This is a genomic window from Breznakibacter xylanolyticus (assembly GCF_003254275.1).
GTDB lineage: Bacteria > Bacteroidota > Bacteroidia > Bacteroidales > Marinilabiliaceae > Breznakibacter > Breznakibacter xylanolyticus.
Genome location: NZ_QKZK01000007.1, coordinates 99356 through 114577, shown reverse-complemented (window position 1 = coordinate 114577; position 15222 = coordinate 99356). Strand labels below are relative to the sequence as shown.

At 47.4% G+C, this 15222-nt stretch carries 11 protein-coding genes and 1 tRNA gene; all 12 read left to right on the top strand.

Translation table 11 applies throughout. From position 1 onward, the window contains the following. Window positions 1-39 precede the first annotated feature (39 nt). Window positions 40-111, top strand: a tRNA-Trp gene (locus LX69_RS05800). 105 nt (window positions 112-216) lie between these two features. Continuing rightward, a complete protein-coding gene (secE, locus tag LX69_RS05795; RefSeq protein ID WP_111444882.1) occupies window positions 217-411 on the top strand; it encodes a preprotein translocase subunit SecE in 195 nt (64 codons plus the stop codon). A gap of 17 nt (window positions 412-428) precedes the next feature. Further along, complete coding sequence (gene nusG / locus LX69_RS05790) at window positions 429-968, top strand: transcription termination/antitermination protein NusG (RefSeq protein WP_111444939.1); 540 nt, start codon at window positions 429-431, stop codon at window positions 966-968. A 104-nt stretch (window positions 969-1072) separates the two neighbouring features. After that, the gene (rplK, locus tag LX69_RS05785) at window positions 1073-1516 is read left to right on the top strand and encodes a 50S ribosomal protein L11 (protein WP_111444881.1); all 444 of its coding nucleotides are present in this window, start codon (window positions 1073-1075) and stop codon (window positions 1514-1516) included. Between the two features lie 19 nt (window positions 1517-1535). Continuing rightward, complete coding sequence (rplA, locus tag LX69_RS05780) at window positions 1536-2231, top strand: 50S ribosomal protein L1 (protein ID WP_111444880.1); 696 nt, start codon at window positions 1536-1538, stop codon at window positions 2229-2231. A 29-nt stretch (window positions 2232-2260) separates the two neighbouring features. Next, complete coding sequence (rplJ, locus tag LX69_RS05775; protein ID WP_111444879.1) at window positions 2261-2776, top strand: 50S ribosomal protein L10; 516 nt, start codon at window positions 2261-2263, stop codon at window positions 2774-2776. A 41-nt stretch (window positions 2777-2817) separates the two neighbouring features. Continuing rightward, a complete protein-coding gene (rplL, locus tag LX69_RS05770) occupies window positions 2818-3195 on the top strand; it encodes a 50S ribosomal protein L7/L12 (protein ID WP_111444878.1) in 378 nt (125 codons plus the stop codon). A 101-nt stretch (window positions 3196-3296) separates the two neighbouring features. After that, entirely contained in the window at window positions 3297-7106 is a 3810-nt protein-coding gene (gene rpoB, locus LX69_RS05765) for a DNA-directed RNA polymerase subunit beta (protein WP_111444877.1), read from the top strand. Between the two features lie 79 nt (window positions 7107-7185). After that, complete coding sequence (gene rpoC / locus LX69_RS05760; RefSeq protein WP_111444876.1) at window positions 7186-11448, top strand: DNA-directed RNA polymerase subunit beta'; 4263 nt, start codon at window positions 7186-7188, stop codon at window positions 11446-11448. 109 nt (window positions 11449-11557) lie between these two features. Then, the gene (locus LX69_RS05755; RefSeq protein WP_111444875.1) at window positions 11558-11869 is read left to right on the top strand and encodes a DUF3467 domain-containing protein; all 312 of its coding nucleotides are present in this window, start codon (window positions 11558-11560) and stop codon (window positions 11867-11869) included. A 12-nt stretch (window positions 11870-11881) separates the two neighbouring features. Further along, the gene (locus LX69_RS05750) at window positions 11882-13096 is read left to right on the top strand and encodes an exo-beta-N-acetylmuramidase NamZ family protein (RefSeq protein ID WP_111444874.1); all 1215 of its coding nucleotides are present in this window, start codon (window positions 11882-11884) and stop codon (window positions 13094-13096) included. Between the two features lie 224 nt (window positions 13097-13320). Then, on the top strand, window positions 13321-15012 hold the full coding sequence (locus LX69_RS05745) for a glycoside hydrolase family 3 protein (RefSeq protein WP_170124254.1): 1692 nt from the start codon (window positions 13321-13323) through the stop codon (window positions 15010-15012). Window positions 15013-15222 lie beyond the last annotated feature (210 nt).

Genomic DNA, 15222 nt, shown 5'->3' with positions numbered 1-15222 from the left:
TCAATAACTCAAAGGTGGAGGGTTTCCTCCACCTTTTCTACGGGAGTAGTTCAGCGGTAGAGCACTGGTCTCCAAAACCAGCTGTCGGGAGTTCGAATCTCTCCTCCCGTGCTTTTTGCACAATTTAGATTTGTTTTTGTTGGTGCATTTGCTAATTTTGTGACCCAATTCAAGACCTGATTATCACAGGTTTTTACCTCGGAAAAATTTCTATCAATGAATAAAATTGTTGCTTATCTCAAGGATGTTCGTAGTGAGCTGGTTACAAAAACTTCATGGCCTACATGGTCTGAATTGACCAATAGTGCTGTTATTGTGATGGTTGCATCTGTGATTATTGCAGGAGTTGTTTTTGTAATGGATTTTGGGTTTGAAAATATCCTTGAACAGGTTTATAAACTGCTTAATTAATATTGAAGGGCAACAAAATGGCCGAAGTTGAGAAAAAATGGTATGTCCTCAGAGCAATTGGTGGCAAGGAAAAGAAGGTAAAAGAATACCTTGAAAGTGAAATTGCTGCTTTAAAGTTGACTGATTATGTATCTCAAGTGTTGATTCCTACTGAAAAAGTATTTCAAGTACGCAACGGTAAAAAAGTCAGCAAAGAAAGAATTTATCTTCCCGGATATGTGCTGGTTGAAGCAGCTTTGGTTGGTGAGATTTCTCACATCTTGCGTAATATCCCTAATGTGATTGGTTTTTTGGGAGGTGATGAACCAACTCCCATGAGATTGTCGGAAGTAAATCGGATATTAGGTAAGGTTGATGAACTTACGACAAGTGAAGAGTCTATTACAACACCTTATTATCCTGGTGAATCAGTGAAAGTGACTGATGGACCATTCAATGGGTTCAGCGGTATCATTGAGGAGGTTAATGATGAGAAGCGCAAGCTGAAGGTGATGGTGAAGATATTTGGACGTAAGACTCCATTAGAATTAAGTTTTTTACAGGTTGAGAAAGAGTAGATGGCTCATGGTATTGAATGCTTCCATAATAAGTAATTTACTTGTTATTACATGGCAATTGAAATTCTAACCTATTTATTAATAATCAATTACGGATTGCTACAATGGCTAAAGAAGTACAAACTTTTATCAAGCTACAGATAAAAGGAGGGGCAGCAAACCCTTCACCACCGGTAGGCCCTGCATTGGGTTCTAAAGGGGTTAATATCATGGAGTTTTGTAAGCAATTCAATGCCAGGACTCAGGAAAAAGCTGGTAAGGTTTTACCTGTAGTAATTACAGTTTACACTGACAAATCTTTTGAGTTTGTTGTGAAAACTCCTCCTGCAGCCGTTCAAGTTCTTGAAGCGGTAAAGGCAAAGGGTGGATCACCCGAGCCTAACCGTAAAAAGATTGGTTCCATTACTTGGGATCAAGTGAAAGGCATTGCAGAAGGTAAAATGACTGACATGAATTGTTTTACATTGGATTCGGCCATGACCATGATCGCCGGAACTGCTCGCAGTTTGGGTGTGACTGTTGAAGGTCAATTCCCTGGTAAAAATTAATTTAACCCTTTTTGGAAAAATGGCAAAACTAACAAAGAATAAAAAGTTAGCATTAGCAAAAATTGATGCCACTAAGCAATATGCTATCGAAGAAGCAGCTGCGTTGGTGAAGGAAATTACCACCACCAAGTTTGATGCCTCGGTAGATATTGACGTTCGATTAGGGGTTGATCCGCGTAAAGCCAACCAAATGGTGCGTGGCGTTGTAACCTTGCCAAACGGAACGGGTAAAGAAACTCGTGTGTTGGTATTGTGTACGCCCGACAAGGAGGAAGAGGCTCGCAATGCAGGTGCTGACCATGTTGGTTTGGACGATTATATCGAAAAAATCAAAGGTGGTTGGACTGATATTGATGTGATTATCACCATGCCCAGCATCATGGCTAAAGTGGGTCAGTTGGGTCGTGTGCTCGGTCCCCGAGGCTTGATGCCGAACCCTAAGAGCGGTACAGTGACCATGGATATTGCTAAAGCTGTTAATGAAGTGAAAGCCGGTAAAATTGACTTTAAAGTTGACAAATTCGGTATTGTTCACTCTACAGTTGGCAAAGTATCATTTACTCCCGAAAAACTCACAGAAAACGTGCGTGAGTTCGTAAATGTGATTCATAAGTTAAAGCCCTCTGCTGCAAAAGGTACTTATATCAAGAGCATCTATTTGTCAAGTACGATGAGTCCGGGCATCCGGATCGACGCCAAATCGGTAGAAGCTTAATGTTAAATTTTTCAGACGTTTAAAAAATCATGAAAAAGGAAGATAAAAGTACACTTATAGAGGATTTATCAGCGTCTATTAAAGAGTATAGCCACTTTTATGTGACTGATACTTTTGGAATGGATGCCGGGATGACCAGTAATCTTCGTCGTACTTGTTTTAATCAAGGTGTGAAATTGGTAGTTGTTAAAAACACCTTATTTCGCAAAGCATTAGAACAATGCGAAGGGAGTTACGAGGAATTAATGCCTTCATTGAAAGGAACCTCTGCAATCATGTTTAGCAATACAGGTAATTTACCTGCTAAATTGATTCAAGATTTTAGCAAAAGAACAAAGAAACCAGTTATCAAGAGTGCTTACGTAGAAGAATGTGTTTACGTTGGCGGTAACTTATTGGAAACTTTGGTGAGCATCAAGTCTCGTGAGGAACTGATTGGTGAGGTAGTAGGTTTGCTGCAGTCTCCGATGAAAAATGTTGTGTCTGCTCTTCAATCGGGTGGTACTACAATTCACGGATTGCTTAAGACCTTAGGAGATAAATAATTAAACAACAATTTCGAAACATTTTTTTAATTTATACAACAATGGCAGATATCAAGAAGCTTGCAGAAGAATTAGTAAATTTAACTGTAAAAGAAGTTAACGAACTGGCTCAGATCCTTAAAGATGAATATGGCATCGAGCCTGCAGCTGCTGCTGTAGCTGTTGCTGCTCCTGCTGCTGGTGCAGGTGACGCTGCTGACGCCGTTCAAACTGAATTCGACGTATTACTTAAGTCTGCAGGTGGCTCTAAATTAGCTATCGTTAAACTGGTAAAAGAAATGACCGGTATTGGACTGAAAGAAGCTAAAGAATTGGTAGATAAAGCTCCTTGTGCAATCAAGGAAAAAGTATCTAAAGAAGAAGCTGAAGCATTAAAAGCACAATTAGTAGAAGCAGGAGCTGAAGTTGAACTTAAGTAATTCCTTCCTGCGATAGGATACGGTTTAGGGACCCAATCATCAGTTGGGTTCCTAAACCTTTTTGTGCTTTAAAATGTTAAGTTCACTTAATTTGTTGATAGATGACTCCAAATATTTCCGAAAGGATTAGCTTTGCTTCCATCAAAAATCAGTTGGAATATCCTGATTTGTTGGAGGTTCAATTAAAGTCTTTCAGAGAATTTTTTCAATTGGGTTCTACCCCCGAAGATCGTAAGCACGAGGGATTGTACGATGTGTTTTTGGAAAACTTTCCAATTACTGATACGCGTAACAATTTTGTACTCGAGTTTATCGATTATTCAATTGACCCGCCCCGATACACCATTGAAGAGTGTATTGAGCGCGGTTTGACTTTCAGTGTACCACTGAAGGCCAAGTTAAAACTTTATTGTACTGATCCCGAGCACGAGGATTTTGATACAGTAGTGCAGGATGTATACCTTGGGACAATCCCGTATATGACTGCCAAGGGGAGTTTTATCATTAACGGTGCTGAGCGCGTTGTTGTTTCTCAGTTGCACCGTTCTCCCGGTGTATTTTTCGGTCAGAGTGTGCATGCCAATGGCAGTAAGTTGTATTCAGCCCGTGTGATTCCTTTTAAAGGTTCCTGGATTGAATTCTCGACCGATATCAACAGTGTGATGTATGCTTACATTGACCGGAAGAAGAAATTACCGGTGACCACCCTGTTGCGTGCAATCGGATTTGAAGGAGACAAGGATATTTTGGAAATTTTCGGCTTGGCCGATGAAATCAAAGTGAACAAAACGGCACTCAAAAAAGTGGTGGGTCGTAAGTTGGCCGCCAGGGTGCTGAAGAGTTGGATTGAGGACTTCGTGGATGAAGATACCGGCGAAGTGGTTTCAATTGAGCGTAACGAGGTGATTATTGATCGTGAGACGATATTAGAAGATCATCACGTTGATGAAATTGTAGACTCTGGCACGAAGGCTATTCTTTTGCACAAAGAGAATCAGAATCTTGCTGATTTTGCCATCATCTACAATACGTTACAGAAAGACCCCTGTAACTCAGAAAAAGAAGCAGTATTACACATCTATCGACAATTAAGGAATGCTGAGCCACCTGATGAGGCTACAGCGCGTGACGTTATTGATAAGTTATTTTTCTCGGATAAACGTTACGATTTAGGTGAAGTTGGTCGTTACCGAATTAATAAAAAGTTAGGCCTGGAAAGTTCAATGGACACCCGGGTGCTGACGAAAGAAGATATCATCAGCATTATTAAGTATCTGATTGAGTTGATAAACTCAAAAACTGATGTGGATGATATTGACCACTTAAGCAACCGACGCGTAAGAACCGTTGGTGAGCAGTTGGCCAGTCAATTTAGTGTTGGCTTGGCGCGGATGGCTCGTACCATTCGTGAACGGATGAATGTTCGCGATAATGAGGTGTTTACACCTATTGACTTGATTAACAGCAAGACCATGTCTTCTGTGATCAACAGTTTCTTTGGTACGAACGCTTTGTCTCAGTTCATGGATCAAACCAATCCGTTGGCCGAGATTACTCATAAACGTCGTATGTCGGCACTCGGACCCGGTGGTTTGTCGCGTGAGCGTGCCGGTTTTGAGGTGCGTGACGTACACTATACTCACTATGGGCGTTTGTGTCCCATTGAAACACCTGAAGGGCCAAACATCGGTTTGATTTCTTCGTTGTGTGTTTATGCAAAAATTAATGATTTAGGGTTTATTGAAACGCCTTATCGTAAGGTTGAGAGTGGTGTTGTTGATCTGTCTGATGGCGGAACAATATTTATGTCGGCCGAAGAGGAAGAGGATAAAATCATCGCTCAGGCCAATGCCCCATTGCATGATGATGGACGTTTTGTGAACCCTCGTATTAAGTCGCGTTTGGAAGCCGATTATCCGGTGGTTGGGCCTGAAGAGGTTCAATTGATGGATGTGGCACCTAACCAAATTGCCTCGGTTGCAGCTTCGTTGATTCCGTTCCTTGAGCATGATGATGCGAACCGTGCATTGATGGGATCAAACATGATGCGTCAGGCTGTGCCTTTGTTGCGTCCTCAGGCGCCTATTGTGGGGACTGGTCTGGAAGGTAAATTGATTCGCGATTCACGCACCCATATTGTTGCAGAAGGTGACGGTGTGGTTGAATATGTGGATGCCGAAGAGATTGTAATTCGATACGATAAAACGGAAGATGAGTTGTTTGTCAGCTTTGAGCCTGAAACGGTTCGTTATCGATTGTTGAAATATCAGAAAACCAACCAAAATACGACCATCGATCAAAAGCCGTTGGTGATGAAGGGTGACCGTGTGGCTAAAGGACAAATCCTTACCGAAGGTTATTCGACTCAAAATGGTGAGTTGGCGCTCGGGCGTAACCTAAAAGTGGCTTTCATGCCTTGGAAAGGTTACAACTTTGAGGATGCGATCGTAATTTCTGAAAAATTGGTGAGTAACGATGTCTTTACATCGGTTCATATCGATGAATATTCGCTTGAGGTTCGCGATACCAAACGTGGATTAGAGGAATTGACTTCCGATATTCCTAACGTAAGCGAAGAGGCCACTAAAGATTTGGATGAGAATGGCTTGATTCGTATTGGGGCGTTGGTGAAACCCGGTGATATCCTTATCGGAAAAATCACGCCTAAAGGAGAAAGTGATCCTACGCCTGAAGAGAAATTACTTCGTGCCATTTTCGGTGAAAAAGCCGGTGATGTTAAGGATGCTTCATTAAAGGCTTCTCCCTCGCTTAATGGTGTTGTTATTGATAAAAAGTTGTTTTCACGTAATGTGAAGGATCGTAAGTCGCGCACCAATGAAAAAGCGTTGTTGGCTAAAATTGATGGGGAATTAGAGCGTGCTGCTGATGAACTGAAAGGTCGTTTGGTGGATAAACTCTTTTCGCTGATTAATGGTAAGACTTCGCAAGGTGTGAAGGATTATTTGGGCGTGGATGTGATTGCCAAAGGGACCAAGTTCACTCAAAAAATCCTGCAAGATATCGACTATCTGAGCGTGAATCCTCATAAGTGGACGACCGATAAGGATAAGAATGATTTGATTGCTAAGGTTATTCATAACTATGTCAATAAGTATCGTGAGTTTGAGTCGAAAGAGAAACGTCAAAAGTATAATGTGACCATTGGTGATGAACTGCCCGCCGGGATTGTTCAGTTGGCCAAGGTATACATTGCCAAAAAACGTAAGTTGACAGTGGGTGATAAGATGGCCGGACGTCACGGTAACAAAGGTATCGTTTCGCGCGTGGTTCGTGCTGAAGATATGCCATTCCTTGAGGATGGAACACCTGTAGATATTGTTTTGAACCCATTGGGTGTGCCTTCGCGTATGAACCTTGGTCAGATTTATGAAACGGTGTTGGCTTGGGCCGGTGATGTGTTGGGTGTGAAATTTGCCACTCCAATTTTCGACGGTGCATCTAACGAAGATCTGAAATCATGGACCGATAAGGCCGGAATTCCGGCATGGGGTAAAACTTATCTTTACGATGGTGGTACCGGTGTTCGTTTTCACCAGCCTGCAACAGTAGGGATTATCTATATGTTGAAGCTGGGACACATGGTTGAGGACAAAATGCACGCACGTTCTATTGGTCCTTATTCGTTAATTACCCAGCAGCCGTTGGGTGGTAAGGCTCAGTTCGGGGGGCAGCGTTTTGGAGAAATGGAGGTTTGGGCACTCGAAGCTTTTGGTGCTGCCAATATTCTTCAGGAGATCCTGACCGTGAAGTCTGATGACGTGATGGGACGCGCCAAGGCATACGAAGCGATTGTGAAAGGCGATCCACTTCCACAGCCTGGTATACCTGAGTCACTCAATGTATTGCTGCACGAAATGCGCGGTTTAGGTTTGAGTATTACGTTTGAATAAGCCATTACATTGGTGAAAGCTGTGAAGAACAGTTTTCACCAATTGGTATTTGAATTATAAAAAATTAACAGTCAATTATATGGCATTCAGAAGAGATCACAAAAGTAAAAGCAATTTTACGAAAATCTCTATCGGTTTAGCGTCTCCCGAGGAAGTGTTGGAACTTTCGAGTGGTGAGGTGTTGAAGCCTGAGACAATTAACTACCGTACTTATAAACCTGAACGCGATGGTTTGTTTTGCGAACGCATCTTCGGCCCGGTGAAGGATTATGAGTGTCATTGCGGAAAATATAAGCGTATTCGTTACCGAGGGATTGTTTGTGACCGATGCGGTGTGGAAGTGACCGAGAAAAAGGTTCGCCGCGAGCGCATGGGGCACATTTCACTGGTCGTACCGGTAGCTCATATTTGGTATTTCCGTTCGTTGCCTAATAAAATCGGATATTTGTTAGGGTTACCCTCTAAAAAACTCGATTCTATTATTTATTACGAGCGTTATGTGGTGGTTCAGCCAGGTGTGAAAGCATCGGATGGTGTGAAACAGCTCGATTTTCTAACGGAAGAGGAATATTTGGATATTTTAGATTCTTTGCCCAAAGAAAATATTCACCTCGACGATACTGATCCCAATAAATTTATTGCCAAAATGGGGGCTGATGCTCTCGAAATGTTGTTGTCGCGCATCAATCTGGATGAGTTGTCGTATGATTTGCGTCACCGTGCCGGCGTTGAGACCTCACAACAGCGTAAAAATGAGGCTTTGAAGCGTTTGCAGGTCGTTGAGAGTTTCCGCGAATCACAAGGGATTAACAAGCCTGAGTGGATGGTGGTGAAGGTGGTGCCCGTGATTCCACCCGAATTACGTCCTTTGGTGCCCTTGGATGGTGGTCGTTTTGCTACCTCCGATTTGAACGATTTGTACCGCCGGGTGATTATTCGCAACAATCGTTTGAAACGTTTGATTGAGATTAAAGCTCCCGAAGTGATTTTGCGTAATGAAAAACGGATGTTGCAGGAAGCTGTGGATTCGTTGTTCGATAACTCGCGCAAAGCCAATGCGGTGAAAACAGATTCGAACCGTCCTTTAAAGTCGCTGAGCGATAGCTTGAAAGGTAAGCAAGGTCGTTTCCGTCAAAACCTTTTGGGTAAGCGGGTTGACTATTCGGCTCGTTCGGTAATTGTGGTTGGCCCTGAATTGGGCATGCACGAATGTGGTCTCCCCAAAGGGATGGCTGCAGAGCTGTATAAGCCATTTATTATCCGCAAGTTGATTGAGCGCGGTATTGTAAAGACCGTGAAGTCGGCCAAGAAAATTGTTGACCGAAAAGATCCGGTGGTTTGGGATATCCTTGAAAATGTGTTGAAAGGTCACCCCGTTCTTTTGAACCGAGCTCCAACACTTCACCGATTGGGTATTCAGGCCTTCCAGCCTAAGTTGATCGAGGGAAAGGCAATTCAGTTGCACCCGCTTTCGTGTACGGCATTCAACGCCGACTTTGATGGTGACCAGATGGCTGTGCATTTGCCCCTTGGCAATGCTGCAATTTTGGAAGCACAGATGTTGATGCTTGCATCGCAAAATATTTTGAACCCAGCTAACGGTGCTCCTATTACCGTTCCTTCGCAGGACATGGTGTTGGGTCTGTATTACATGACCAAGCCACGTGCCGGCGCGAAAGGTGAAGGTTTGATTTTTTATTCGCCTGAAGAGGTGAAGATTGCCTTTAACGAAGGAAAAGTGGAGTTGCACGCCAACGTGAAGGTGAAAACTTACGATTTGAACGAAAATCGTGAGCCTGAACTGATGATGGTTGAAAGTACCGTTGGTCGAATCTTGTTCAATGAGTTCGTTCCACGCGAAGTTGGATTTATCAACGAATTGTTGACCAAGAAATCGCTTCGTGACATCATTGGTAATGTACATAAAGTGTGTGGTACGCCCCGTACGGCAGCGTTCCTCGACGATATCAAAAACCTTGGTTACCGCATGGCATTCGAGGGTGGTTTGTCGTTTAACCTTGATGATGTGATCATTCCTGCCGAAAAACAAACCCTCGTGGACGAAGGTTATGCCGAGGTTGAAGAGGTGATCAATAACTATAACATGGGTTTTATCACCAACAACGAGCGTTACAACCAGATTATCGATATCTGGACGCATGTGAACGCACGATTGACACAAACGGTGATGAAGCAATTGAGCAGCGACCGTCAGGGATTCAACTCGGTGTACATGATGTTGGATTCGGGAGCACGGGGTTCTAAAGAGCAGATTCGTCAGCTCTCCGGGATGCGTGGTTTGATGGCTAAGCCTCAAAAGTCTGGCGCCGAAGGCAGTCAGATTATCGAAAACCCAATCTTGTCGAACTTTAAAGAGGGTCTGTCGGTATTGGAGTACTTTATCTCTACCCACGGTGCTCGTAAAGGTTTGGCGGATACGGCTCTTAAAACTGCCGATGCGGGTTATTTGACTCGTCGTTTGGTGGATGTTTCGCAGGATGTGATCATCAACGAAGTGGATTGTGGTACTTTGCGCGGTTTGAGTGCAGCTGCCATTAAGGACAATGAGGAAATTGTTGCCACACTTTCGGAGCGTATCCTGGGGCGCGTGTCGGTTCATGATGTGTATCATCCGTTGACCGGAAACATTATTGTGAAAGCCGGTGATGAAATTACTGAAGAAGCATGTAAAACCATCGAAGCGTCGCCCATCGAACGAGTTGAGATTCGTTCGGTATTGACTTGCGAATCGAAAAAAGGTGTTTGTGCGAAATGCTACGGTCGAAACTTGGCTACCGGTCAAATGGTGCAGATGGGTGAAGCTGTGGGTGTGATTGCCGCACAGTCGATTGGTGAGCCGGGTACACAGTTGACACTGCGTACGTTCCACGTGGGGGGTACTGCTTCGAACATTACTTCTGAAAACAGCATTATTACCAAATACGATGGTATTGTTGAGATTGAAGAGCTTCGTACAGTATCGTCCGTTCAGGAAGATGGCAGCGAAGTAGATGTGGTAATTGGTCGTTTGGCCGAGTTGCGCATCATCGACAAGAATACCAAAATCACGCTGATTACTCACCCGATCGTTTATGGTGCCAAATTGTTTGTGAAAAACGGTGCCGAAGTGAAGAAAGGTGACGTGATTTGCGAATGGGATCCATATAACGCGCTGATCATTACCGAAAAAACCGGTAAAATCCGTTTTGACAGTCTTGCCGAAGGGGTGACTTACAAGGAGGAATCGGATGAGCAGACAGGTTTCCGTGAGAAGGTGATCATTGAAAGCCGCGATAAGACCAAAAACCCTGCGATGCAGATTTTGGACAGCAATGGCGAAGTGATGCGAACCTACAACTTGCCCGTGGGCGCCCACATCTCTGTTGAAGATGGAGAGCAAGTGAAACAGGGGCAAATTCTGGCCAAGATTCCACGTGCGGTGGGTAAAACCGGTGATATCACCGGGGGTCTGCCACGTATTACCGAGTTGTTCGAGGCGCGTAACCCATCGAACCCGGCTGTGGTTTCTGAAATTGATGGTGAAGTGAGCTTTGGTAAAGTGAAACGTGGTAACCGTGAAGTGGTGGTCACATCGAAGAACGGTGAAGTGAAACGTTACTTGGTGCCACTTTCTAAGCAAATTCTGGTTCAGGAGAACGACTATGTGCGTGCCGGTATTCCATTGTCGGATGGTGCCACAACGCCTTCAGACATTCTGGCCATCCAAGGACCTACTGCCGTTCAGGAGTATATTGTGAACGAAGTACAGGATGTGTATCGCCTGCAGGGTGTGAAAATCAACGATAAACACTTCGAAATCATTGTGCGTCAGATGATGCGTAAGGTTGAGATTGACGATCCGGGTGATACCCGTTTCCTTGAGAAAGAAGTGGTGGACAAAATCGAGTTCATGGAAGAGAACGACAATATTTGGGGCAAGAAAATCGTGGTTGAATCCGGCGATTCTCAATTGCGTCCGGGTATGGTGATTACCGCCCGTCGTTTGCGTGACGAAAACTCTCAGTTGAAACGTCGCGACCAGAAGTTGATTGAAGCCCGTGATGCCGTTGCGGCCACTTCGAGCCAGGTGTTGCAGGGGATTACCCGTGCGGCCCTTCAAACCAAGAGCTTCATGTCGGCAGCTTCGTTCCAGGAAACCACCAAGGTGCTTAACGAAGCCGCTATCCAGGGCAAGATTGATCACCTCGACGGTTTGAAAGAGAACGTGATTTGCGGTCACTTGATTCCGGCCGGTACAGGCCAGCGTATTTTCGACAAAATCATTGTCGGTTCGCAGGAAGAAATGGATCGCGTGAGCGGAAAACAAGTGGTGGAAGATTAATTTTTTCCCTGATATACTAAAAAAGAGCTGCCCAAGGGTGGCTCTTTTTTTATGGTGTCGGGCGAATGTGTTAATTTAGCCCGGATTGAAACTAAAATATCTAAGCAATATGGAAAAGCAAGCAAACGGACAAATCAATATTGAGTTAACCGACGACGTGGCACAAGGCATCTACTCCAATTTGGCCATCATCACACACAGCCCGGCCGAGTTTGTGGTCGATTTTATTCGCATGATGCCAGGTATGCCCAAGGCCAAAGTGCAGTCGCGCATCATTCTCACGCTTGAGCACGCCAAGCGCCTGATGATGGCCCTCAAAGACAATGTGGCCAAGTATGAGGCCGTGCATGGCCCCATCAAGAACAGCGAACCCGGCGGCTCAATGCCCATGCCTTTTGGCGGGCCAACGGCACAGGCATAACACTGGCGTAGCATGAGAATACCATATTTTTTACGTCCAACGTTGCTGGTGGCCTGCTGTGTGACTGCTTTTCACGCGGGATGTGCGCAGTCGCCCCGTGTGCCTGCCACCACAGCATCTATCCAGAGAGAGCCGTTGGTGTTGGGCGCGGAACGCATGGACGTGTATCTGCCCAAGCTCGATGGCAAACGAGTGGCTTTGCTGGTGAATCATACCTCGATGGTGAAGAATGTTCATTTGGCCGACACCTTGTTGCGACGCGGGGTGAAGGTGGTGAGCATCTTTTCGCCCGAGCATGGTTTCAGGGGCGATGCCGATGCGGGTGCCAAGGTGGATGGCGGCCGTGACGAGGCCACCGGGCTGCCCGTGGTGTCGCTGTACGGCAGTCGCAAAAAGCCCACCCCCGAGCAGCTCAGGGGCATCGACTGTGTGGTGTTTGACATTCAGGACGTGGGGGTGCGGTTTTATACCTACATCTCGTCGTTGCACTACCTGATGGAGGCCTGTGCCGAAAACGGGGTGGGGGTGATGGTGCTGGATCGTCCCAACCCCAACGGCGACTATGTGGATGGGCCGGTGCTCGACCTCAAACACCGTTCGTTTGTGGGGATGCATCCCATTCCGGTGGTGCACGGGCTTACGGTGGGCGAGCTGGCCGGCATGGTGAATGGCGAGAAATGGCTGGCCGGTGAACGCGCGTGCAGCCTCACCGTGGTACCTATGACGGGGTATGACCACCAATTGCGTTACGAGCCGCCGGTAAAACCATCGCCCAACCTGCCCAATTATGCCTCCATAAGATGGTATCCCTCGTTGTGTTTTTTTGAAGCCACGCCGGTGAGCGTGGGACGGGGCACGGCGTTTCCCTTTCAGGTGGCCGGATATCCCGACCCGGCCATGGGGGCATTTACCTTCACGCCCCAGGCCATTGCCGGCATGGACAGTAATCCGTTGCACAAGGGCAAAACGTGTTATGGCATCGATTTGCGTGCGGCCGACCCCATTCCGCCTTTTACGCTGAAGATTCTGCTCGATTTTCGTTCCCGATGGACGGCTGTCTCCCCTTTTGTCAATCGCCCCGACTTTTTTACCCTCCTGGCCGGCACCGATGCGCTGTTAAAGCAAATTGATGCCGGGATGAGTGAGGCGCAAATCAGGGCATCGTGGCAACCGAAACTGGAGGTTTACCGGGCGTTGCGGGAGAAGTATTTGTTGTATCGGCCGTGACTCCGTGTTAACTCATCTTCCTCGGCGTGACTTTCTAAGAACTGACGCTGAGTAGCGCTGAGATAAGATGAGAAACGGTGAGGAGAAGGAAACCTCAGTGTAACTCAGTGTGAACTCATCTTTCTCAGCGTAACCAAAAGAACTGACGCTGAGCTTTCTTTTAAATGAGCTTTAATAACGTTCCTGTCTTGCGTCTTGATACTCACATCTTGATACTTTACCAAATGAATTTATTTCGGATACCCCTGTTGGCTGTCATGCTGTGTGTGGGATGGATGGCCCGGGCGCAGGCATTGGGTGAGCGCAATGATTTTTTAAGGTATGTGAATGACCCCCGGGTCGATTCCATCTACCATCATTTGACGCCCGACGAGCGCATTGCCCAGTTGTTTTGGCTGATGACTGAGAATTTGCACGACCCCAAGTCGGTGCAGCGCGTGATGTCGCTGGTGCAGACCTTTCAGCCCGGCGGACTGCTTTACATGCGAAATACGGCGGCCGACATCGTGCGTTTTTCGGCACAGGCATCGGCCGTGAGCCGCGTGCCCCTCATCTATTCCATCGATGGCGAAACGGGGGCTGCCATGCGCGTGAAGGGCATCCGGGCATTGCCCAAGGCCATGACCCTGGGCGCCATTGCCGACGAGCGCCTGTTGTATCGTGCGGGCGATGAGGCGGCGCGTCAGTTGCGCGGCTTGGGCATTCATGTCAACTTTGCGCCGGTGGCCGATGTGAACGTCAACGCGGCCAATCCGGTGATTGGCATCCGGTCGTTTGGCGAAGATCCTCATGAGGTGGCGCGTCGTGCGGTGGCTTTGATGCACGGGATGCAGGATGGCGGGGTGGTGGCCGTGGCCAAGCATTTTCCCGGGCATGGCGATACGGATGTCGACTCGCATTTGGCTCTCCCTGTGATCGGGCACACCCGCGCCCGACTCGATACGGTGGAGCTGGTGCCCTTTGATGCGATGATAAAAAATGGCGTGATGGGCGTGATGTCGGCGCACCTCGAGGTGAACGCCCTCGACACCACCCGGGGGTTGCCCGCATCGCTTTCCAAGCCCATGCTCACCGATTTGTTGTGCCATGGCATGGGCTTTCAGGGTGTGGTGATTACCGATGCCATGAACATGAAGGGGGTGAAAAAGGCCGGACAGCCCGGCCGTGTGGATGCGTTGGCGCTGGCGGCCGGCAACGACATTGTAGAGAGCACCGAGGACCTTGGGGCGGCCATCACTTCGGTGAAGCAGGCCATCGATGCCGGGGAACTCACCTGGTGCGACATTGAACGCAAATGCCGAAAGGCGCTTGCCCTGAAACTGTGGGCCGGCTGTGGCGCTCCGTTGCCCGAGCCCAACGACAGTCTGGTGACGCGCATCAACAGTGGCATGGATGCCACGCTGCTGCCCGATCTTTATCGTGCCGCGCTCACCGTGTTGCCCGGCGCGGCCGATACCGTGGCGCTGACGCCCGATTCGACCGAAGTGCTGCTGTTGGTAATGCCCGGGGGCAAGGCGCTGGCCGACAGCATTGCGGCGCATCGACCCGCCAAACGGCTCAATCTGGTGGTGGGAGCCAAGGGAGAGGTGATTCGTCAGCAGTTGGGGCGTCATGCCCAGGTGGTCATCTGCACCGGAGGCTTTGCCGATGCCCGCAAGGTGTGGAACGATGCCGCCCTGGCGCCGCTTTGGCGTTGGCTGTGGCAGCACAACGGCGTGAGGGTGGTGGTGGCCGATTCGCCCTATCGCCTGCATCAACTTAAAAACATTGAACGTGCCCGCGAAGTGGTGCTGGTGTACGAGGCCGTGCCCGAAGCTTTTCAGGCCGCTGCCCTTTATTTGAGCGGGCAGCTGACGCCCGTGGGGCGCTTGCCGGTGACGGTGAGCAACCTTTGGCGGTGCGGCCAGGGGAAGTGAGGCTTGGGGCGATCGCGGGGGTAGAGATAAACGTCAAGACGCCAAGACGCAGAGTTTGATGCTCTGTGCCTTGGCGTCTACCGTATAATTCTTTTACCGAGTGGCACTGAGGCTTCTTTTCCTCACTGGTTCTCATCTTATCTCACTGCAACTCAGCGTTAGTTCTTAGTTTGTTAAGTAGCGGACGATGATTAAATGCTGAGTTATCTG

Excerpts from the sequence above, each read along its gene's own strand:
- nusG (WP_111444939.1), top strand. The coding sequence starts at position 429 with ATGGCCGAAGTTGAGAAAAAATGGTATGTCCTCAGAGCAATTGGTGGC.
- LX69_RS05745 (WP_170124254.1), top strand. The coding sequence starts at position 13,321 with ATGAATTTATTTCGGATACCCCTGTTGGCTGTCATGCTGTGTGTGGGA.
- rpoC (WP_111444876.1), top strand. The coding sequence starts at position 7,186 with ATGGCATTCAGAAGAGATCACAAAAGTAAAAGCAATTTTACGAAAATC.
- rplA (WP_111444880.1), top strand. The coding sequence starts at position 1,536 with ATGGCAAAACTAACAAAGAATAAAAAGTTAGCATTAGCAAAAATTGAT.
- LX69_RS05755 (WP_111444875.1), top strand. The coding sequence starts at position 11,558 with ATGGAAAAGCAAGCAAACGGACAAATCAATATTGAGTTAACCGACGAC.
- rplK (WP_111444881.1), top strand. The coding sequence starts at position 1,073 with ATGGCTAAAGAAGTACAAACTTTTATCAAGCTACAGATAAAAGGAGGG.
- secE (WP_111444882.1), top strand. The coding sequence starts at position 217 with ATGAATAAAATTGTTGCTTATCTCAAGGATGTTCGTAGTGAGCTGGTT.
- rplJ (WP_111444879.1), top strand. The coding sequence starts at position 2,261 with ATGAAAAAGGAAGATAAAAGTACACTTATAGAGGATTTATCAGCGTCT.
- LX69_RS05750 (WP_111444874.1), top strand. The coding sequence starts at position 11,882 with ATGAGAATACCATATTTTTTACGTCCAACGTTGCTGGTGGCCTGCTGT.
- rplL (WP_111444878.1), top strand. The coding sequence starts at position 2,818 with ATGGCAGATATCAAGAAGCTTGCAGAAGAATTAGTAAATTTAACTGTA.
- rpoB (WP_111444877.1), top strand. The coding sequence starts at position 3,297 with ATGACTCCAAATATTTCCGAAAGGATTAGCTTTGCTTCCATCAAAAAT.